This is a genomic window from Acinetobacter sp. ASP199, assembly GCF_022700675.1.
Taxonomy (GTDB): domain Bacteria; phylum Pseudomonadota; class Gammaproteobacteria; order Pseudomonadales; family Moraxellaceae; genus Acinetobacter.
In genome coordinates this window covers 2,098,098-2,118,226 of record NZ_CP062182.1, presented here as the reverse complement: position 1 = coordinate 2,118,226, position 20,129 = coordinate 2,098,098, and the positions used below count along the sequence as shown (strand labels likewise).

Here is a 20,129-nt window from a genome sequence, read left to right as displayed (position 1 = left end):
CGGACTAGATGGTTATGTTCAAACCAATCTCGCTGTATATAGGGTTGAAATATACTCGCGCACGGCGCAGTAACCACTTTATTTCTTTTATCGCTTTAGTCTCTATGATCGGCCTCACGCTCGGTGTGGCAGTCCTCATTACAGTACTGTCTGTAATGAACGGTTTTGATCGAGAATTAAAAAACCGTGTCTTAGGAATGATACCTCAAGCCACTGTTTCTTCAACACAAATTTTAACAAATTGGCCTGAACTTGCAAAAAAAATTGAACAACATGAGCATGTTCAAGGTGTTGCTCCATTTACCCAGTTACAGGGAATGCTGACTGCGCAAGGGCAGGTTGCGGGGATCATGGTCACGGGGATTGAACCCGATTATGAGAAAAATGTTTCTATCATTCAAAATCATATGGTGGAAGGCAGTATCGATCAGCTGAAAAAAGGCGAGTTCGGGATTGTTTTGGGCAAGCAGATGGCAGACTCAATGGGGGTCGGTTTAAACGACAGCATTACCTTGGTATTACCGGAAGCTACGCCGTCACCTGCTGGTGTAGTGCCACGCTTTAAACGCTTTAATGTGGTCGGGATCTTTAGTATCGGTGCAGAAGTGGACTCAATGATGGGCTATATCGCCCTGAATGATGCTGCAACGTTGCTACGTCTGCCAGATGGTGCACAGGGGATCCGCATGAAGCTGGATGATATCTTCCTGGCACCGCAAGTTTCACGTGATATTGTCATGAATTTGCCTGCAAACTTCTATGCATCTGACTGGACTTATACTCACGGTAACCTGTTTAGTGCCATTCAGATGGAAAAGGCAATGGTGAGTTTGCTACTGTTCCTGATTGTCTTGGTCGCAGCGTTTAATATTGTCTCCTCTCTGGTGATGGTGGTAACTGACAAGAAATCAGATATTGCCATTTTACGTACTTTAGGTGCTTCCCCTGCGACTATTACCAAAATCTTTATGGTGCAGGGCACTGTTATTGGTGTGATTGGTACATGTGCTGGCGCAATTCTAGGTATTATTGCTGCAACCAGTATCAGTAGCCTGGTGGGCTGGCTGAACAATACTTTGGGTCTGCATATGTTTGATGCTTATTTCATTAACTACTTGCCGTCTTATCTGCGCTGGCAGGATGTAGTACTGATTGTCGTGTTGTCATTGATCTTAAGTTTTGTAGCAACAATCTATCCTGCGTTACGTGCAGCGAAGATTCAGCCTGCGGAGGCATTGCGTTATGAGTAATATCATTCTAGATGCCCAGAATATTCAAAAATCTTTTACCGATGGTAAATCTACAGTTGAAGTGATCCGTGGTCTGTCTTTGCAGGTACAGGCCGGCGAGTTTGTTTCAATTGTCGGTTCAAGTGGTTCAGGTAAAAGTACTTTACTGCATGTGCTCGGTGGTTTGGATCGTCCAACTTCGGGTCACGTGATGGTGAACGGCCAGCGTTTTGATACGCTGTCTGAAGCTGAGCGTGGTTATGTGCGTAATGAACACTTGGGCTTTGTTTATCAGTTCCACCATCTTCTGCCGGAGTTTACCGCGCTTGAAAATGTCGCGATGCCACTGATGCTACGTAAGGGCAGCAAATTCAAGGAAGTAAAACAGCAAGCCGAATATCTGCTGGAACGTGTGGGCTTAAGTCATCGTTTAACCCATAAACCGGGTGAGCTGTCTGGTGGTGAACGCCAGCGTGTAGCTATGGCACGTGCCTTGGTGGGGAAACCAAAACTGATGATGGCCGATGAACCGACCGGGAATCTGGATCGTAAAACTGCAGTGAAAATTTTTGAGCTACTGACCGAATTACGTCAGGAATTCAATATGGCCATGCTGATCGTAACCCATGATGAGCAGCTGGCGCAGTCAGCAGATCGTATTCTGCATATGCAGGATGGTTTATGGGTGAATGACTGATATTTTCCTAAAAATATTGGAATAATCCTCTTTGATTGAAGCTCACTCCGGTGGGCTTTATTATTGCGTCATAAAATAACAATAAAAAGAAAAATCATGCTGCAATGGCTAGGTGTAGGCTGGATTCTTGGCTTGACAACAATGGGGTGGAGTAAAGCTGAATACCAGTTATCAGCAGGATCAGTCTGCCTGATCATGCTGGTATGGGTGCTTATCTACCGGGTCATCCATTTAAGGCTGCATCATGTTTATCTACGTTCTCTTTCTATTTTCCTTTCCTTAAGTCTGAGCTTTTTATTAGGGCAGGGCTTTGCCAATCATGCTCTTGATCAGCGTTTGCAATTCATCGAGAAAGAAGTCGAGCAGCGAGAAGCCATCGTTTATATTTCTCGGCTCAATAAAATAAATACCCACAGTATTCAGCAACCCTTACAGGTATTACAGCCGAATGGGATGATCGTGCAGTGGCTAGGTTCTGTTAAACAGGAAGGACCAGTGCAGGCTGCGTTTAATATGTCAAATCAACTCCAGCTGGGACAGTATTATCGACTGAATGGGGAAGTACGACCGGTACATGCCTATGCCACGCCCGGTGCATTCGATGTAGAGAAATGGCACCTTGAGCAGAACCTGATGGCAGGATTTCGTATTCAACAGATTCAGCCTTTAACCCAGCAAGAAGTTTATGCACTCGGTTTTAGCCAGCATTTACGCCAACAGCAAAGTTTAAGATCCCAGCTACTTCTCTGGATTGAACAAAAACGATTAGAGTTAAGAGTATTTATTTACCAACAGCCAATACGAAACAAAGGGTTGATGCTGGCTCTGCTAACGGGAGATGAGAGTTTACTGGATCCAGCAATTGAACAGCAGTTTCGCCGTTTTGGTATGAGTCACCTGCTGGCAATTTCTGGGCCGCATGTAGTGATTTTTGCACTGATATTCTGTGCGAGTTTACAGTTTTTGACAGCCGGGCTTTTTCCAGCTCTCTATCTGAAATGGCCCAGACAATATTACCTGAGTATACCTTTTTTACTTTGTGTCTTGCTGTACTGCGCCTTTGTTGGTTTTGAAATTCCGGCCCTACGTACCTTGTTGATCTGTGTAATGATCACGGCCAGTATCTGGTTGAGGCAGTATGTGCAACCTTTAAAGTTACTGATCTTAAGTGCAGCAATATTACTGTTAATGGATCCTTTTAGTATTTTGTCCGCAGCTTTCTGGTTGTCTTATGGTGCCTGTTTTGTCTTGCTGCGAATTTATCAGACCATACAGCGACAACCACGAGATGTAATCCAAAGTCCAGGACAACGTCTATATTTTGCAGTAAAAGTTTTAGTCGAATCTCAGTGGAAAATTTTTGTCGCCTTATTTCCCTTAATGATTATTTTCTTTAAACAGCTGGCCTGGATCGCACCATTGAGTAATTTTTTCGCGATTCCCTGGATTGGTCTACTTATTGTGCCACTGGATATTATTGCTGCTCTATTTTTCTTCATTGTGGAACCATTCGCGGCACTGATCTTTCAAATGAACGATCTGATGATCAGTATGTTACTTGGCCTTTTAAATCTACTGGATCATCTGTTTTCACCTGAACTGATCCCGGTCGCTATGACACCATGGCTACTGATATTGAGTGTAGTTATTCTTGTAATTCTTTTTATACCGCGTGGAGCGGTACCTAAGTCATGGGCAGCGTGTGGACTGGTCCCCATCATTGCAATACCGCTTTATCATTCGCCATTTCAATTGCATGTGCTGGATGTGGGGCAGGGTCAAAGCATCTTTATCCGTCAAGGCCAACATAACATGATGGTGGATACTGGTGGTAATTATGATGAAAGCCGTTTTAGTGTCGGTGAGCAGATTATTCTTCCATTTCTATCCGTGCAAGGTGTTTCAAAGCTTGATCAGCTCATATTAACCCATTTGGATCAGGATCATAGCGGAGCTTATATGCATATCCGTGATCAACTGAAAGTTTCAGAGCTTATGGCCAGTGAACAGTCTGAACTGCATGAAAGTATTCAATTTAAATTATGTCAGCAGGGACAATCCTGGAACTGGAATGAACAGGTTTATTTTCAGGTATTGTCACCGCGGTTAGACTCACTTCATCAGATTAAACCTGATAAAAATGAAAATTCCTGTGTTATCCATATACAAGTTAAAGATGCCTGGCCTTATCAGCATTTCTTACTGATGGGCGATACAGGCTGGGAAACAGAGTTCCAGCTACTGAGAGATTACCCGGATTTAAAAGTCGATGTGTTGGTCTTGGGACATCATGGTAGCCAGCATAGTTCGGCTTATCAGTTTTTGCAGCATTATCGCCCTAAAATCGCGATTGCTTCTGCTGGAAGGTTTAATCGTTATGGTCATCCAAGTCGGTTGACTCAAGCACGATTACAAGACTTAAATATTCCATTACTGAGCACGCCAGAACATGGTAGCCTTGAATTTTTCTTTAAAGACAGACAAATGTATTTTGAGTCTTATCGAGCAAAATATAGATGGTTACAGAGAGATGCTCTTAAGATTCAATAGCAATATGAGTATTTGAGGTCTGTAAAGCGTCTGCTGCAAGTTTTGCCTGTTCGTCCTGATAAGCCTGACGCAAATCATTAATTTTAGCCAGTGCTTCATCCTGTGGAATATTATAAATAGTGCCACCAAGAGATTTGTGCGCTTTAAAGCGTTTATAGCTCCAATGGTAATGCGCTGGGTAGCGATGGATCAGTTCTTCCATTTTATTGAAAATGATCTCGGTTCCCTGATTCGGGGTAGAGCTATAGATTTGCTCATCGAGGGGCTCGAAAAATATATCAAAGCCTCCTTTAGTATTACGCATGGCATAGAGGAATAGACATTTTGCCTTGGTCTTTTGAATCAGCTTGGCGCTGAGGTTACTGGAGCTGAGGGGCACACCAAAAAAAGGAATATATTCACCGCCAGCAGTTGGGGTGTGATCTGGCAGGATTACTGTCGTACCACCTTGTTTCAATGCTTTAAAAATCTGACGAACGCCGGTTTCATCGGTAGGTAATAAGGTGGCCTGCTCACGGCTGCGGGCCTCACGAACAAAGTCATCCACAGCAGGATCTTTGACTGGCTTATACATGATGCTCATTTGAGTAAATTGAGCGATATAAGCATTCATGATTTCCCAGGTACCAAAATGCGGCACAATCAGCACAAGCCCTTTATTGGCTGCAAGTGCTTCCTTGAGTAAATGTTCGCCTTCTACATGGTGGACACGTTGAAGATTTTTTTCATTGCTTGAACCCCAAATACTAAAAAACTCAAAATAAGACATCAATTCATTACGGATGGAGGCACGCGTAATTGCTTCGCGTTGCTGCTTTGAAAGCTCCGGAAGCGCAATTTTCAGATTAAAGCGAATGGTTTCTGAGGTCTTGGAAGTCTTCAATAGATTTACAATGCCTGCAAGACTGCTTGCCATGAATCTTGTGATTGGAAGCGGAAGTCGGCTGACGAATTTAAGCAAACCGTAGGTTGAATTCTTTGAGCTTTGTGCAGTCATTGAATTGATATTAATAGCAATGGGAAGGAATAATTGAAATTTATTATAGGATAAAACTGTTGGTTTAGACAGAAATACTCAAATCGGTGTATATAATGGGCACAATATAATTATGTGTTGGATTGTTTATGTCCGATTGGCCACCAAAACCTGAAAATCAAATACAAAATACACCACAACCTCAGCAACCCACAGGACTTGAGTGGAAACTGCTTGAAAAAGCGGTACTTGCCTCTGTAGAAGAACAGCGTCGTGCACGTCGTTGGGGAATTTTCTTTAAATTCCTGACTTTTGCTTATTTGCTGTTTATTATCCTAGCTATGGGCAAAAGCTGCAGTACAGCATCTACCGATGCCACTAAAACTTCAGAGGGTCATCTGGCGGTGGTTGATATTATTGGCACGATTGCATCAGACAAGCAAAGTGTGAACAGTAACAATACGATTAAGTCACTAAAGAAAGCCTATGCAAGTAAGCCGGCGAAAGCTGTCGTCCTGAATATCAATTCTCCTGGTGGTTCACCAGTGCAATCGGATGAAATCTGGCAGGAAATCCAGTACCTGAAAAAACAGTATCCGCAGAAAAAGCTGTATGCTGTAATTGGTGATACCGGTGCTTCGGGTGCGTATTATATTGCTTCTGCTGCAGATGAAATTATTGTCAATCCATCGAGCCTGGTCGGTTCAATTGGGGTAATCATGCCGAACTATGGTGTTAGTAACCTGATGCAGAAACTGGGCGTGGAAGACCGTACCATGACTTCGGGTGAAAATAAGGCACTGCTTTCGATGACCCAGCCGGTTGATGCTGCACAGAAAGCCCATGTTCAAGGTGTATTGGATAATGTACATGCTCACTTTATCAATGCAGTGAAACAAGGGCGTGGTGCAAAGCTTAAATCAACGGATCCTGCAATTTTCTCTGGTCTGTTCTGGACGGGTGAACAGGCAGTGCAATTAGGTATTGCTGACCGTACTGGTAGCCTGCAAACTCTGAAACGTGAACTGAAAACTGATAAGGCCTTGAACTACACCGTTGAATACAGCCCATTTGAGTCTATCCTGGGCCGTATGGGGGCTTCCTTGGGTGAAGGGATTGCAAGCTCGGTCGCGCAGAAACTCAGTACTGAAAGTCAGACCAAACTGCAATGAAGCCAGTGATTCATTTTGCGCACGCCAATGGCGTGCCTTCTCGCGTTTATCAGAAACTGTTTGATGGGCTAAAAGATGAGTATGACATCATCTATGTGCCATTGCTGGGTCCAGATAAACGTTATCCAATCGATAATCATTGGAATAGCCTGACCCAGCAAGTGATTGACAGTATCGTACGTCAAGCGCAAGGTCGTAAGGTGATCGGGCTCGGGCATTCACTGGGTGGAGCCTTAACCATGATGGCTGCTCGTCAACGGCCTGAATTGTTTGAGCAGGTGATCATGCTGGATCCGCCTTTGATCATGGGACCATCTTCATTCATGCTGCATATGGCAAAGGTATTCAAGCTAAAGGCTGTAGATACCATGTCACCCGCTGCTTTATCTCTACGCCGTCGCGATCATTGGGAATCGCGTCAACAGGCAGCAGAATTATTACGACCTAAGGGCTTTTATAAAGACTTTGATGAGGATTGTTTTCAAGCCTATATTGATCATGCCTTGAAAGATGACCCCATACGGGGAGGGGTTGAGTTGACCATTCCTAAAATGAATGAAGTGAATATCTTCCGTACCAATCCGTCCTTATGGTGGTTGCCGCAAGCTACAGTTAAGCTGCCGATGCATCTTGTTGTGGGTGCTGAAAGCTTGTTTCATAAAAAGCAGTTTCCCAAACTGGTCCAGAAGAAATTTGGTATTCCCTTTACGGTAACGCCGGGTGGACATATGTTCCCCTTAGAAAGACCGGATGAAGTTGTTGGTCTGATTAAGCAAATTATCGTAGAGCAATCTTTAAAGTAAAAAAGAGAACTATAAAAAAACGCATCCGAGGATGCGTTTTTTTATGCAATGTATTCTTTAGAATTTGCAGAACTGAACCGGTTGCTGTATCAACTGACCGCGATACATAACACCAGCGGTAGTATGCTGAATTGTACCTGTACAGATCCACTCCACCACTTGCGGGTAAATCAGATGTTCCAGTACATGAACGCGTTGAGCTAAAGAGTGTGTGGTATCTTGATGAGATACTTTTAAAACACCTTGAGCTAAGGCCTGACCAGCATCCAGTTCAGCTGTCACATAATGTACAGTACAACCATGCAAGGTATCGCCAGTATTCAGCACCCGTTGATGCGTGTGCATACCTTTGTAATTTGGCAGTAGTGAAGGATGAATGTTTACCATTTTTCCTTCCCAGGCTTTAACAAATTTTTCACTTAAAATTCGCATAAAACCTGCAAGTACCACCAGATCTGCATCCCAATCCAGCAGTTGCTGATGCATAACATCATCAAAGGCTTCGCGATTCGGATACTGCTTGTGTTCAATCACCGCAGTCGGAATTCCAGCTTTTTGCGCACGCGCCAAAGCATAGGCTTCACGCTTGTTGGAAATTACCCCGACAATTTGCCCTGACAGATTGGCATCAATCAAGGCTTGCAGGTTAGATCCACTGCCTGAAACAAGAACAGCAATTTTAATCATGCGATTATGCGAAGATCACACGGATTTTTTCATCTGCGCCTTCTACAGACTCAGCATTGTCCACGATTGAACCCATTGCCCATGCTTTTTCGCCAAGGCTGTTAAGTACTTCTACAGTTTTGTCTGCATCGTTTGCATCAACAGCAAGAACCATACCGACGCCACAGTTAAATGTACGGTACATTTCGAATTGTTCTACACCACCTTTGCGTTGAAGAAGTTTGAACAGTTCCGGCCATTCCCATGAAGATTCATTGATGACTGCTTGCGCACCGTTAGGTAATACACGTGGAAGGTTACCTGGTAAGCCACCACCTGTAATATGTGCCATTGCATGTACATCAACTTCTTTCAATAATTGAAGAATTGATTTTACGTAAATACGTGTTGGTTCCATTGCAACATCTGCAAGTGGGCGACCATCGATGATTTGAGTCAAATCAACGTTTTTCACGTCAAGAATCTTACGAAGTAGAGAGTAACCGTTTGAGTGAGCACCACTTGATGCAACACCAATTAAAACGTCACCCGCTTTAACTTTAGAGCCATCAATAATTTTACTTTGCTCAACAACACCTACACAGAAACCTGCAAGGTCGTAGTCTTCACCTTCATACATGCCAGGCATTTCGGCAGTTTCACCACCAACCAATGCACAACCAGCAAGTTCACAGCCAGTACCGATACCAGTGACAACATTTGCTGCGACATCAACATTCAAGTGACCAGTTGCATAGTAATCCAGGAAGAATAGTGGTTCAGCACCACAAACGAGAAGGTCGTTTACACACATTGCAACCAGATCCTGACCAATCGTGTCATGACGGTTTAAATTTAATGCTAAACGTAATTTTGTACCAACACCATCAGTGCCAGATACGAGAACAGGTTCTTCATAACCTTTAGGGATTTTACAAAGTGCACCAAAGCCACCAAGACCGCCCATGACTTCAGGACGTTTAGTGCGCTTAGCGACGGACTTGATTCGGTCGACTAACGCGTCTCCCGCTTCAATGTCGACACCTGCATCTTTGTAGCTTAAACCAGTGTTTGGGGTAGAAGTTGAGTTGCTCATAATGAAGTCTCCGCATTCGCGGCGCTGATTATACCCGAATATACGAAACTCTTATGTTATTTATGTCCTAAAATGCTATCTTTATTCAAATATTTTACTTTTTATAATGATTAATAGAGAAAAGGCAAGACTTTATGGTAGATCGTACCTTACGTCGTATTTTTATATTGGCTGGTATCGCCTTGATTCTTTGGGCGTTATATCTGCTTAAGCCTGTTGTTGTTCCATTTGTCGGCGCATTTTTTATCGCCTATCTTTTTAGTCCTTTAGTTGATCGTTTTCATCTTATTGGTCTGCCACGCTGGCTCTCTATCAGTATTGTTTTTATCGGGATCGGGGTAGTGCTGACTTTGGCCATGTGGTACCTGGTACCACTCGTCTGGAAACAGTTAATGTATGCCCGTGACAGTATTCCTGCTGGAATTCACTGGGTTAATTACACCTTTCTGCCTTGGCTGTCTGATACCTTTAATCTCGTGCCGATGGAAATTGATACCAATCAGATTTCCAGTGTGGTCATGGATTATGTCCAGACTAATTATAGTGCAGACAGCATTCAGGCAATGGCCTTAAAATTGGCACAATCCGGGATCAGTTTTATTCAGATTGGTGGAACAATTGTTCTGGTTCCCATTATTGCTTTTTATTTTTTGCTCGACTGGGAGCGCATGCTCGACAGCCTGCGCCGACTGATTCCACGTCCGTATGAACGTAGTACTTTGAAAATTGTAGGAGAATGTCACGAAGTTTTGGGGGCATTTGTGAAAGGACAATTTCTGGTAATGATACTGCTAGGCGTTGTCTATGCAGTTGGGTTGCAGCTGATTGGTCTGGAAGTCGGTCTGATCATTGGGATGGTGGCAGGCCTGTGCAGTATTATTCCGTATCTGGGATTTGCAGTTGGTATCATTGCCGCAGTAATCGCTACTTTATTCCAGTTTGGAATTGACTGGTGGCAGCTGGTTCTAGTCGGTATTGTATTTATGGTGGGTCAGGCTGTAGAAGGTTATATCCTGCAACCATTCCTGCTTGGCGATAAAATTGGTCTGTCACCAGTCGCTGTGGTATTTGCTGTATTGGCAGGCGCACAATTAGCAGGATTCTTGGGTATGCTGATTGCCTTGCCTGTGGCTGCAGTGATTGTTGTCTTGTTGCGTCATGCGCGAGAATTCTATGAAAAAAGTGCACTCTATGGCAATAAAACACTCATCATTCAAGAAGCCTCTACAGGCTCTATCAATATTGAAACCCCTGATGTAGATGTAGATATTGACCTGAAGTCGCCGCATGAGAAAGCACTGCAAGCGGATGAAAAATCGAGTAAGATTGAACAAACCCAGCTTAAAGATGGATAGGCAAAAAAATAGATATGCGTCAATTGCAACTTGATATTGAACCCCAGCTCGATGCCCGAATCAGTGATTTTTCAGGTCCGGGATGGGGGCATGTCATTGATGCGGTTCGCCAGCTCCATGCGGGATTAATTAATCGTTTCTATGTCTATGGCAGTGCTGGAACAGGTAAGAGCCATTTGCTTTCTGCAATCTGTGACTCTTATCTGGAAGTGGGGAAGACTGCTATTCAGGTTTCTCTATTGGAACTTTTGGATGCACCTACAGAAGCGATTACCTCACTCGATCGCTATGATCTTGTGGCCTTGGATGATATTGAAGCGATTAGTGGAGTCCCACACTGGCAAAAGGCGGTTTTTCACTTAATTAATTATAATAATGAAGGTGGCGGTCAACTGGTCTTTTCTTCACGCTTTGCCCCGATTGAACTTAAGCTGGAATTACCCGATTTACAGTCTCGTTTGACTCAGGCGGTCAGTACTCGTGTTCCAAACGGTAGTCTTTATGCTGACCGTTTTGCTTTAGTGTCATCAGTATTGGACAGACGGGGGATTCATCTGGATCAGCAAATTTTTGATTACCTGTTGAGTCATGGCCCACATCAGACTTCAGTACTTTTACAGACACTTGAACAGATTATTCAGCTTTTAAAGGGGGAGAAACTTAAAGTAAGTAATGCCAATTTAAGGCAGATTTACGCATTGATTGACGAATATCGATAAATAATAAAAATTCTTGAGTAATTACTCAAGTTATGACAGATTAGAGCAAAATAATTCAAATATCGCTAGGATGATGCGATTTTAGAATAAAAAAAAGAATATAAGAAATTAGGAGAAGGTCATGCTCAAGAAGAGCTTCGGCATTGGTTTGCTGTGTATTATGGGGCAGGCATACAGTGCTGAAATTGTCGTCACCACTACTGAAGACATTGTCAGGGATGATAAGGAATGTTCCCTGCGTGAGGCCGTGGAATATATTAATCAGGGGATGGAACGGCCTTATATGGGCTGTGGGGATGACAAGCCTGTTCCTGTTATTAAGTTAAAAGAGAAAGAAACTTATAAGCTAAATTCTCCATTACAAATAATACGCTCTATGTATATCCATACTACTTATGAGAAGAAGATGGGGGAGAATCTGGATGATGGTTTGAGCAATGCAACTATAAGAGTTATGGATAATTTGCCTGCTAATACCTTGGGCGGAATTTTTAATATTGCTAACTCTGAAACAGTTTTAGAAAAAAATCAGACCGTATCTGTCAGACTGCGTGAAGTTACACTAGAAGGATGTGGTGGTAGTAGTTGTAAAGTGAGTAAAGGAGGCTTAATTTATAACCAAGGTAATCTCACACTAGAGTATGTGAAATTACATCGTGGTATGGCCACTGAGGGAGGCGCAATTTATATCGCTGGTAAAGACAAGACCGATCAAACTAAAAATGGTGGTCTGACTGTTCAAAACTCTTTACTTGAAAACAATACAGCGGATGAAGGTGGAGCTATTTATAATGAATTACCAAAATTCCATATCAGACAATCTGTCATTAGCAAGAATATAACAACAGCTACAAGCTCTCGTTCATCCAATATTTATACTGAGGATGTGTTATCCAATACAGAAACTAATGTCCTTACTCTACCACAAGCTTCGATTTACAGTTCCACTCTGTATGGAAATACAGGAGCAGCAGTAACCATTCTTGATGCTATTGCTGTTAATAACACTACAATTGTAGGCAATTCAATTGGGGTCAAGTTTGATACAGTAAACAAACCTGGTTATCTAGCAAATAGTATTGTATTGAATAATCCAGCGAGTACCTCCGCTAGTAATGAGCAGAACTGCCAATTTAGTTCTGAGCAGGTAAAAGTAAGTTCTATTTTGCAGAATAACTTGGTAGGAAACTCCTGTGGTACGGGGTCTTCTATTTATGCCAATGAAATTTTGAATGATGCTTATACGGTTCTTGCTGGTGATCAGTTAGAAGGCAAATGTCCGAATATTATCACTTCATCAAATGCGATTTTATGTCCCTATTCTAAAACTGAAAAACAATTTCTGGGATATTTCAGGCCAAGAATCCTGATGACATATACAAGTTTGAATAGCACTCCGATATTGAATAAGGGTGAACAGAATACTGATGCAACTAAAGCAGCATGTGCTGGTTATGACCAGCGTAGTAAGTCACCGTTTGGTAAATGTGATCGAGGGGCTATTGAAATCCAGGATTCCAGAGATACGAGTCTGGTGGGGCAGGATTTACTGATTGGTAATTTAAATAATCAGGTTGCCCGAATTTCTATAATAGAAGCATTAGGTGATAGTGATCTCTTGCCTAAAGAGAAATGTAAGGAAATTGTACTGGATCATCCTCAGGGTGAAGAGTGGCAAGATGGTTGTTTGTTGATTGAACAGCAGCCTCATGTAAGCTCTAAGGGGACTGTTTTTTTAGATCTGGATGGAAATTTAATTTATACCCCAAGAAATTCTAAAGCTGGCGCAGATCTATTTACTCTACGCGTAATTACTACGATGAATCGTTTTGATTCAAATGCCGCTTATCTTCCAATTCGAGTAAATATCGTAATGGAAGCGGAAAATAATATGAAAAGCGATAAAGTCAAAACATCAGGTGGCGCAACCAGTATATTCTGGCTGGTACTATTGATGGGTGGCTTGACCTGGCGAAAACTAAAAAAATAATTTGGAAATACGTGATGAAGAATTATAAAAAAGGACTTTTCACAGCTGCCTTTTTGTCGACTATGTCATTGATGGCAGCTGAAAGCAGAATTATTCAAGTAACTACGACTTTGGATACAGATGATCGTAATTCATGTTCACTGCGACAAGCGATCAGAACAGCTTATGAAAATAAAAGTTATGGAAGCTGTAATGTAGGCAATCGTTTGCCTGGACAGCCAGATTATATACAGTTAGAAAAAGGTGAATATGTCCTGACTCGAGGTGAACTCAAACTGAATTCACCCATATCTTTATATGGGGCATTACCGTTTGATGAGCAAGCTAAAGATCCATTAAAAGGAAATTTCCCGGCCCAACTGGACATTCAAACCAGTATTAATGCACAAGGGCAGTCACGAATTTTTAATACGGTTACTTCTGGAACTACTCTTGAAATCAATAATATTAGTTTAAAGAATGGGTATGCCAAGGCATCTACTATAGATCGTGGCAATGGTGGGGCTTTATTTATTGGTGGAATACTCAACATCTATAATTCCGCTATTACAGATTCTAAAGCGGATAATGAGGGGGGAGCTATTTACTTTGCCGGAAGTGATAGCGAAAAAACAGTATCTATCATTAAAACCCTGATTACGCGTAATCATGCACCATTGGGTAGTGTTTGGGCAATGGATTGCGAGCGCAAAGGATTACCAACGACCTCACCAACCAGTATCAGCCATAGTAGTATTGTCGAGAATGGTAATTATCGAACAGGAATGAATTCCAGCACCAGTATTATTGATTACTGTGGTGCAGGGAGTATTGATATTCATGCTTCTACAATTGCTAAAAATATTGTAGATGACGCAGAGGGTGCAATTATTCAGTTTAGCTCTCGTGCTGGAAAGCCTCTTAATGGTTTAGCTTTATTAGGTCTGGTGAGTAATACGATTGTAGAAAATGAAGCTGCGACAACCCTCTTATATGATGACCAGGGCATGAAAGCATTTAACTCCAATATTGTGGCATTTAATACAGGTGAATCCTGTAGCTATGCCTTAAATGGAGGGGATACAGCAGATCAGCCAATTAATATGATTTTGACGAATAATGCATTAGATAGTACATGTACTGTTCCGACGCTAAAACTAACAGATGCGGCGAAAAACATTATTATCCCTGCAGCTGTAGACCGTTCAGAATTGCTCTCGGATTATAAGCCTGCTTCTCCATATAATATGTATTTGCCGCTGTATTACCCTATAGATAAAAACAGTAATACAGATTTTGTAAATGCTGGACATCTCAACTGTAGTGAAAGTGATCAGCGTGAAATTTTCCGTGTTTCGAATGGAACATTATTACTTAACCCGGAAAACGCAAATACTTGCGATATTGGTTCTGTTGAACTGATGCGCTTAACTGCGGCTGACATACAGTCTTTAACCAATATGGCATATAGTGAAATGATTGCTGTTTATGAGGGTCGAATCCAACAGCTGAAAGCTATGCTCAATAATCCTGAAAATGCACCAAGAAAATTACAAATTCAGGCTGAACTCGATGATTTCAACTCCTTATTAACGAATACCAAAAAATTTGCAAAATACCGTGCAATTTATATCGATCCATTTGAATTGGCATTACCTATGCAAACTGAAATAGATGGTGAACTACGAAATAAACCATTTGATGTCGATCAGTATGCGATAAGTACTCAAGCCAAAGGTGTAGGAAAGTTGGATGCCAGTACTACAGGTGGAACTAACTTATTTCCTTTTGGTCCAGATGAGCAACAAGTATGTGAATGGGTGCCTGAACTCAAGCGTATTATGTTTTACCGTAATGATGGTGCTATCACACCGCCTGGCGTGAGTGAATATTGTATTTATACTATTACAGAGAATCTTTCCGATGAGGAAAGAGCGAGTGGTCTAGTAGCAGAAAGTTCGTCAGGTATATTAGCTGCAACCTTTAATAATATTGCACCAGTAGCTAAAAATGATATTTATACCATCCGTTCAGAAAATGATTTAAGAGTAGAGGTCAATCCATTAAGTAATGACTTGGATGATGATGGACCAATGGATAATTTAGCACCACAATACAGGAAAACTCCAACCCATTTGGATAATACTGCGACACCTATTCGATTTGAAGATATTGATCCTTCATTAATCAATATGTATGCGGAACGTGAGGGATTATGTCTAGATGGCACTACGAGTGAGAAATGTTATGGTGGCAAAATTACGTTCGAGATTAGAAATAATTTAAGTCAGTTTGATTATCCAATTAAGTATTATTATTATGATACAGAAGGTATAAAGTCGAATACTGCAACTATTATTTTAAGGAATAGTGCGAAAAATACCAATAGCGATAGCAGCGGTGGCGGTGCCATGAGTATTATTGGTTTGTTTGGCCTATTTGGCATAGCAGCTTACCGTTCACGCCGTTTCTTCAAGAGTTAAAGCGTGGCAGAAACAATTAAAAAAGCCTCAATTGAGGCTTTTTTAATATCTTTTATTTTTGGCAATGACTTTAATAGTTGAGCTGGGAGTGTTAGTTTTCAGCAACGATCAAATGTTTATTGAAATATTCTTCACGAATGGCAGGGCGTTGTTCAGGCGTAGCTTTTTGCATACGTGAAGCCAACTCTTTGCGTTCATGAGAACTCATTTTCTGCCAGGTTTCGCGCATCTTTTCTTTTTCAGCTTCAGGCAATTGGGTAAACCAGTCCATACGCTGTTGTAAGCTTACACTTTGCTCTGCAGGAATTTCTTTTAAGCTCTGATAACGCTTAATTAAAGCGACCTGTTCTGCATCTGACAGACTATTCCAGGTTTCATTGACCTGTGTATCTGCATCTTTGGAAAAAATCCAAAAGCGCTCAAAGCCGGCAAAGCTGGTTTGTAGAAAGCCGAATGCACAAAATACGAGTGCTAGTTTTTTAGCTGCCATGTGGAACCTGGTCCTCACCTAAAACCATTAACATTTCCAAATCTTCGACCATTTGTGGTGAAAGCTTAGGTACGGAAACTACCTGGGTTTGAGGCTCATCTTGGGTAGTAACATTCGGTAAAACCACAATTCCTGCAATGGCAGCTGCAAGTGCAAAGCCTGACATTTTGAGAAAGGCAAAACGTGAATGTTTAGATTCCTGAATTTCTTCAAGAACACGGTTCATCACAACAGGTTTGTCCTTATGCTGCTGTGCAATACCATCAAGTTTGGAAGTTACTTTTTTTAAGAAATCATCTTGATTCATTCGGATGACCCTCCCAGAAATGGATTTAAATGTGCAAGTGAGGTACGTAGACCCTGGATTGCACGGTGATAGTGAGTTTTTACACTGCCTTCGCTGCAGTTCATAATTTGTGCTGTGGTATGAGTGTCAAAACCTTCCCAGGCACGAAGCATGAAAGCCTGTTGCTGACGGACAGGCAATTGGGCAATCGCGTGTTGAATTTCTTCAGCAGTAACGGCCTGATCCAGAAACTCTAATGGTGATGGTGTCGCTTCATCGACCACATCATTGAGTTCCGAGTCATCGTCATCGAGTTGAACTTTTTTAAAGAATGAAAATGGCTGATTACGACGCATTTCTTTACGTCGCCAGTCCTGTAACTTGTTATTTAAAATGGTGTAGAACAGGGGATACCATTCTTCAGTGGATCGATCTGCATAGGATTTATGCAGGGAAATAAACGCTTCCTGGACCAGATCCATAGCAATGCCATGCTGGCCTTGGGTTGCACTTTCCATCATCACCAATGCACGACCCGTCACGTCTTGCATAAAATTCTTCAGACGTGACTCAGCTGTACTCTTTAAAGTACCGGCATCTTGCGACTGAAGCTGTTTTGGCGCTAAATCCATAGAGATGGAAAATCCTGTCATTGGATACCCACCATTATTTTCAAGTACATATCTATATAACGTTGAAAATAATGGTTTGGTTGACATTACACTTGATTATTTTTTCTAGTGTAATCTATTTTTTATGCAGGTCGCTGAGAAATAAAATAAAGTAACTTAAATGTGTGATCAGATCCGTTGACGGACCATTTCAAAGAAACAGATTGAACCTGCAATGGCTACATTTAGAGATTCCTGACCTCCTGGTTGAGGGATAGTGACTGCTTCGGCGTGTTCCAGTGCATAGTCAGAAACGCCTTGGCCTTCATTGCCCAGAATCCATACACAGGCCTTACGCAAATCTTTGCTATATAAGCTGCTAGAACGATGAGAGCTGGTCACATAAACAGGGATCTTAAAGTTATTCAGCACTTCTTCTAGCGTGACATTTTCAAAACACTGAAGAGAAAAATGCGCACCCATACCGGCACGTAATACCCGTGGAGACCAGAGAGATGCAGAACCTTTGGTGCAAATGATCTGATCAATACCTGCAGCAGCTGCTGAACGGAGCAGAGTGCCGACATTACCCGGATCTTGAACATTTTCAAGAATCAGGGTGTCTGCTGTGTAGTCTAATGCTTGGCTTGAGCTTGGAATATCCACAATTGCCATGCAGGCAATCGAAGTTCCTAAAGTACTTAAGTCTTTATATAAAGATTCACCAATCACAAAAACGATACCGGTGTATTTCTTTAAGATGATCTCAAAGTCAGGATGTTGCAGGGCATGTTCGGTGGTGAAAATAGAATTAATTTTCTTGCTTTCATGAAGCCATGCAAGACACAGGTGTGTGCCTTCAAGCACAGTTTGTCCTTGCTTTTTTCGATACGAATTCTGTTCAATCAAGCCACGCAGGTGCTTAATTTTAGGATTATCTTTGGATTCAAGGAAGATGGTTGGCATGGGAGAGGAGTCCACGGCAGTCAGTCGAACGCCAACTGCCGTTTTTAAATATTAGTTATGGTAGCTAGTGACAAGATCAACTTCGTTTTTCGAACCGATGATCACTGGAACACGCTGATGCAAGTCAGTTGGCTGGATGTCAAGAATGCGAACACGACCAGTTGTAGAAGTACCACCTGCCTGTTCCATTAACATACTCATTGGATTTGCTTCATACATCAGACGTAAGCGGCCAGCTTTTTTCGGGTCTTTCAGGTCATATGGATACATGAAGATACCGCTACGGCACAGGATACGGTGAATATCACCTACCATACATGCAACCCAGCGCATGTTAAAGTCTTTTTCACGAGGGCCAGTTTTGCCTGCAAGAAGTTCATCGATATAACGCTTTACAGGTTCTTCCCAATGACGTTGGTTTGAGGCATTGATTGCATATTCTTTGGTATCTGCAGCAACCTGAATATCTTCAGAAGTAAGCAGGAATTCTTGAGTTTCTGGATCAAATGTGAAGAAGAAAGTACCAGCACCTACAGTCAGCGCCATCATGGTAGATGGGCCATACAATACATAACCTGCAGCAACCTGATTTACACCCGCTTGCATAAAGTCTTCTGCCTGAGTCACGGCATTTTTAGCAGGTAGAATCGAGAAGATGGTGCCGACACACATATTGATGTCGATATTGCTTGAGCCATCAAGTGGATCGAACAATACCAGGAACTGACCATTTTCCTGCGCAGGAGTGAACTCATCCAGTTCTTCAGATGCCAGGCCACCCACATTTGGATGAACTTTTAAGGCATCGATCAAATAGTCATTAGAAATGACATCCAGTTTCTTTTGTTCTTCGCCCTGAACGTTTTCATGCTGAGCACTGCCTAATACGCCAGCCAATGCACCTTTTTGCAGTGCTTGATCAATTGTCTTACATGTATTTGCAATTGTTTCAATCACTTGTGCAAGTTCAGGTGTGAGATTCCCCGTTTTTTTCTGTAAAAATTGGGAAAGGCTTAGGTAAGACATGTCAGGAAAACTCCGAATAAAAATTTATCAGAATGATAAAAATGTAATTGGTCTATATTTTAGATGAGAACGAGCTAAAAGAAAAATTAAACTGAGACTATTTGCTATGATTTTACACTTGCAAGTCCGCTAGAAAATGCTATGTTGATTACAAGGAAAACATAGGCTCAGGAGCACAAATATGACAACATTAAAGTTTGATGCGACTCCTACGCCGAGCGAAGCCATTAATTTAGATGAAATTTCTGAAGATAAGATGAAGGAAGCCTGGAAGGCTTATGAGGCTAAGCCGGAGTATAAAGAGTTCAATAAACACGATATGATTGAGTCGATGCAACATCCCGAGGATGAAGAAGCTCAGCACTAAAATATTTTCCTCATTCAAAAAAGCACTCATTGATGAGTGCTTTTTTATTTGTAGAACTGAGAACAGTTCAGGCAGTTTATCTTAGTAGTGGTGGAACCGCTTCGTAGTTAATTTCTACACGACGGTTTTCTTTCCAGGCATTTTCATCATGACCTGGATTTACCGGCATTTCTTTACCATAGCTCACTGCTTCAAGCTGACCAGCATTCACGCCAGAAGTGACCAGGAAGCTTTCTACCGCTTTGGCACGACGTTCGCCAAGTGCCATGTTGTATTCACGTGTACCACGTTCATCGGTATGACCTGTCAGAGCAACACGTGAATTAGCATTTGCCATCAGGAATTGGGCATGAGCTTGTAAGGTAAGGATATCGTCATTTGACAGTTCGCTGCTGTCATAGTCGAAGTGCACCACACGTTTTGCCAAGTAAGCTTTATTTTCAGCAGTTACACCTTTAGAAGATGCACCAGCCATGCTTTGTGCGTTAAGTGCCGCATCTTCACTCAAACCTTGAGTGTCGACAGTCGTCGCTGAACCTGCACCCAGATCACCTGTTTGCGTTTGTGTAGCAGGTTTGCGGTTGGCACAGCCAGTCATGACCAGTGCAGCGGCCAATAAAGGAAGTGCGAATAATTGTACTTTTTTCATCTTCATCTCCATGAAGTTT

The 20,129-nt window shown here is 42.1% G+C and carries 19 protein-coding genes; 10 read left to right on the top strand and 9 right to left on the bottom strand.

Annotation, left to right across the window (positions count from 1 at the left end):
• The first annotated feature begins 14 nt into the window (after positions 1–14).
• The 3 genes from IHE35_RS10040 to IHE35_RS10030 all read left to right on the top strand — a co-directional run bounded on the left by IHE35_RS10040 (position 15) and on the right by IHE35_RS10030 (position 4,476).
• Positions 15–1,250: a lipoprotein-releasing ABC transporter permease subunit gene (locus IHE35_RS10040; RefSeq protein ID WP_242787252.1), complete on the top strand. Its 1,236-nt coding sequence runs from the start codon at positions 15–17 to the stop codon at positions 1,248–1,250.
• Positions 1,243–1,926, top strand: coding sequence for a lipoprotein-releasing ABC transporter ATP-binding protein LolD (lolD, locus tag IHE35_RS10035; RefSeq protein ID WP_004815072.1), 684 nt, complete (start codon positions 1,243–1,245; stop codon positions 1,924–1,926). Before IHE35_RS10040 ends, lolD begins: the two co-directional genes overlap by 8 nt.
• Positions 1,927–2,022: 96 nt before the next feature.
• Entirely contained in the window at positions 2,023–4,476 is a 2,454-nt protein-coding gene (locus IHE35_RS10030; protein WP_242787251.1) for a DNA internalization-related competence protein ComEC/Rec2, read from the top strand.
• Here IHE35_RS10030 and IHE35_RS10025 read toward each other — a convergent pair.
• Positions 4,463–5,473, bottom strand: coding sequence for a lysophospholipid acyltransferase family protein (locus tag IHE35_RS10025; RefSeq protein WP_242787250.1), 1,011 nt, complete (start codon positions 5,471–5,473; stop codon positions 4,463–4,465). The genes IHE35_RS10030 and IHE35_RS10025 overlap by 14 nt on opposite strands.
• Positions 5,474–5,601: 128 nt before the next feature.
• Here IHE35_RS10025 and sppA point away from each other — a divergent pair, with 128 nt between their 5' ends.
• Both sppA and IHE35_RS10015 read left to right on the top strand, forming a co-directional pair.
• Positions 5,602–6,624, top strand: a complete 1,023-nt coding sequence (gene sppA, locus IHE35_RS10020) for a signal peptide peptidase SppA (protein WP_242787249.1) — start codon at positions 5,602–5,604, stop codon at positions 6,622–6,624.
• The gene (locus IHE35_RS10015) at positions 6,621–7,427 is read left to right on the top strand and encodes an alpha/beta hydrolase (RefSeq protein ID WP_242787248.1); all 807 of its coding nucleotides are present in this window, start codon (positions 6,621–6,623) and stop codon (positions 7,425–7,427) included. The genes sppA and IHE35_RS10015 overlap by 4 nt, the downstream gene beginning before the upstream one ends.
• A gap of 57 nt (positions 7,428–7,484) precedes the next feature.
• On the opposite strand, the gene purN is transcribed toward IHE35_RS10015, so the two are convergent.
• Together purN and purM are read right to left on the bottom strand one after the other, a co-directional pair.
• Positions 7,485–8,114 carry a phosphoribosylglycinamide formyltransferase gene (gene purN, locus IHE35_RS10010; RefSeq protein ID WP_242787247.1) on the bottom strand — a complete coding sequence of 210 codons (630 nt, stop codon included), beginning with the start codon at positions 8,112–8,114 and terminating at the stop codon, positions 7,485–7,487.
• A 4-nt stretch (positions 8,115–8,118) separates the two neighbouring features.
• Positions 8,119–9,189: a phosphoribosylformylglycinamidine cyclo-ligase gene (purM, locus tag IHE35_RS10005; protein WP_242787246.1), complete on the bottom strand. Its 1,071-nt coding sequence runs from the start codon at positions 9,187–9,189 to the stop codon at positions 8,119–8,121.
• A 134-nt stretch (positions 9,190–9,323) separates the two neighbouring features.
• On the opposite strand from purM, the gene cxpE reads away from it, so the two are divergent.
• From cxpE to IHE35_RS09985, 4 genes are all read left to right on the top strand, one after another.
• Positions 9,324–10,544 (top strand): chloramphenicol efflux transporter CxpE, encoded by a 1,221-nt coding sequence (gene cxpE / locus IHE35_RS10000; RefSeq protein ID WP_242787245.1) that lies wholly within the window; start codon positions 9,324–9,326, stop codon positions 10,542–10,544.
• 14 nt (positions 10,545–10,558) lie between these two features.
• On the top strand, positions 10,559–11,263 hold the full coding sequence (gene hda, locus IHE35_RS09995) for a DnaA regulatory inactivator Hda (protein WP_242787244.1): 705 nt from the start codon (positions 10,559–10,561) through the stop codon (positions 11,261–11,263).
• A 121-nt stretch (positions 11,264–11,384) separates the two neighbouring features.
• On the top strand, positions 11,385–13,253 hold the full coding sequence (rbtA, locus tag IHE35_RS09990; protein ID WP_242787243.1) for a rhombotarget A: 1,869 nt from the start codon (positions 11,385–11,387) through the stop codon (positions 13,251–13,253).
• 14 nt (positions 13,254–13,267) lie between these two features.
• Positions 13,268–15,715, top strand: a complete 2,448-nt coding sequence (locus IHE35_RS09985; RefSeq protein WP_242787242.1) for a CSLREA domain-containing protein — start codon at positions 13,268–13,270, stop codon at positions 15,713–15,715.
• A 91-nt stretch (positions 15,716–15,806) separates the two neighbouring features.
• On the opposite strand, the gene IHE35_RS09980 is transcribed toward IHE35_RS09985, so the two are convergent.
• The 5 genes from IHE35_RS09980 to IHE35_RS09960 all read right to left on the bottom strand — a co-directional run bounded on the left by IHE35_RS09980 (position 15,807) and on the right by IHE35_RS09960 (position 19,094).
• The gene (locus tag IHE35_RS09980) at positions 15,807–16,205 is read right to left on the bottom strand and encodes a DUF3106 domain-containing protein (protein WP_242787241.1); all 399 of its coding nucleotides are present in this window, start codon (positions 16,203–16,205) and stop codon (positions 15,807–15,809) included.
• A complete protein-coding gene (locus IHE35_RS09975; RefSeq protein WP_242787240.1) occupies positions 16,195–16,512 on the bottom strand; it encodes a hypothetical protein in 318 nt (105 codons plus the stop codon). Before IHE35_RS09975 ends, IHE35_RS09980 begins: the two co-directional genes overlap by 11 nt.
• Positions 16,509–17,123: an RNA polymerase sigma factor gene (locus IHE35_RS09970; RefSeq protein ID WP_242789993.1), complete on the bottom strand. Its 615-nt coding sequence runs from the start codon at positions 17,121–17,123 to the stop codon at positions 16,509–16,511. Before IHE35_RS09970 ends, IHE35_RS09975 begins: the two co-directional genes overlap by 4 nt.
• 168 nt (positions 17,124–17,291) lie before the next feature.
• Positions 17,292–18,068, bottom strand: a complete 777-nt coding sequence (locus IHE35_RS09965) for a TrmH family RNA methyltransferase (RefSeq protein WP_242787239.1) — start codon at positions 18,066–18,068, stop codon at positions 17,292–17,294.
• Between the two features lie 51 nt (positions 18,069–18,119).
• Positions 18,120–19,094, bottom strand: a complete 975-nt coding sequence (locus tag IHE35_RS09960; protein ID WP_242787238.1) for a class 1 fructose-bisphosphatase — start codon at positions 19,092–19,094, stop codon at positions 18,120–18,122.
• A gap of 181 nt (positions 19,095–19,275) precedes the next feature.
• Here IHE35_RS09960 and IHE35_RS09955 point away from each other — a divergent pair, with 181 nt between their 5' ends.
• Positions 19,276–19,461, top strand: a complete 186-nt coding sequence (locus tag IHE35_RS09955) for an NF038105 family protein (RefSeq protein WP_004815102.1) — start codon at positions 19,276–19,278, stop codon at positions 19,459–19,461.
• Positions 19,462–19,537: 76 nt separating this feature from the next.
• On the opposite strand, the gene pal is transcribed toward IHE35_RS09955, so the two are convergent.
• A complete protein-coding gene (gene pal, locus IHE35_RS09950) occupies positions 19,538–20,110 on the bottom strand; it encodes a peptidoglycan-associated lipoprotein Pal (RefSeq protein WP_242787237.1) in 573 nt (190 codons plus the stop codon).
• Between the last annotated feature and the right edge of the window lie 19 nt (positions 20,111–20,129).

What these genes read in the sequence shown, in the direction of transcription:
- rbtA (WP_242787243.1), top strand. Translation starts at nt 11,385, where the DNA reads ATGCTCAAGAAGAGCTTCGGCATTGGTTTGCTGTGTATTATGGGGCAG.
- IHE35_RS09975 (WP_242787240.1), bottom strand. Translation starts at nt 16,512, where the DNA reads ATGAATCAAGATGATTTCTTAAAAAAAGTAACTTCCAAACTTGATGGT.
- IHE35_RS10030 (WP_242787251.1), top strand. Translation starts at nt 2,023, where the DNA reads ATGCTGCAATGGCTAGGTGTAGGCTGGATTCTTGGCTTGACAACAATG.
- IHE35_RS10025 (WP_242787250.1), bottom strand. Translation starts at nt 5,473, where the DNA reads ATGACTGCACAAAGCTCAAAGAATTCAACCTACGGTTTGCTTAAATTC.
- pal (WP_242787237.1), bottom strand. Translation starts at nt 20,110, where the DNA reads ATGAAAAAAGTACAATTATTCGCACTTCCTTTATTGGCCGCTGCACTG.
- cxpE (WP_242787245.1), top strand. Translation starts at nt 9,324, where the DNA reads ATGGTAGATCGTACCTTACGTCGTATTTTTATATTGGCTGGTATCGCC.
- IHE35_RS09965 (WP_242787239.1), bottom strand. Translation starts at nt 18,068, where the DNA reads ATGCCAACCATCTTCCTTGAATCCAAAGATAATCCTAAAATTAAGCAC.
- sppA (WP_242787249.1), top strand. Translation starts at nt 5,602, where the DNA reads ATGTCCGATTGGCCACCAAAACCTGAAAATCAAATACAAAATACACCA.
- IHE35_RS09985 (WP_242787242.1), top strand. Translation starts at nt 13,268, where the DNA reads ATGAAGAATTATAAAAAAGGACTTTTCACAGCTGCCTTTTTGTCGACT.
- IHE35_RS09955 (WP_004815102.1), top strand. Translation starts at nt 19,276, where the DNA reads ATGACAACATTAAAGTTTGATGCGACTCCTACGCCGAGCGAAGCCATT.
- IHE35_RS09970 (WP_242789993.1), bottom strand. Translation starts at nt 17,123, where the DNA reads ATGGATTTAGCGCCAAAACAGCTTCAGTCGCAAGATGCCGGTACTTTA.
- IHE35_RS09980 (WP_242787241.1), bottom strand. Translation starts at nt 16,205, where the DNA reads ATGGCAGCTAAAAAACTAGCACTCGTATTTTGTGCATTCGGCTTTCTA.
- IHE35_RS10040 (WP_242787252.1), top strand. Translation starts at nt 15, where the DNA reads ATGTTCAAACCAATCTCGCTGTATATAGGGTTGAAATATACTCGCGCA.
- purN (WP_242787247.1), bottom strand. Translation starts at nt 8,114, where the DNA reads ATGATTAAAATTGCTGTTCTTGTTTCAGGCAGTGGATCTAACCTGCAA.
- purM (WP_242787246.1), bottom strand. Translation starts at nt 9,189, where the DNA reads ATGAGCAACTCAACTTCTACCCCAAACACTGGTTTAAGCTACAAAGAT.
- lolD (WP_004815072.1), top strand. Translation starts at nt 1,243, where the DNA reads ATGAGTAATATCATTCTAGATGCCCAGAATATTCAAAAATCTTTTACC.
- hda (WP_242787244.1), top strand. Translation starts at nt 10,559, where the DNA reads ATGCGTCAATTGCAACTTGATATTGAACCCCAGCTCGATGCCCGAATC.
- IHE35_RS10015 (WP_242787248.1), top strand. Translation starts at nt 6,621, where the DNA reads ATGAAGCCAGTGATTCATTTTGCGCACGCCAATGGCGTGCCTTCTCGC.
- IHE35_RS09960 (WP_242787238.1), bottom strand. Translation starts at nt 19,094, where the DNA reads ATGTCTTACCTAAGCCTTTCCCAATTTTTACAGAAAAAAACGGGGAAT.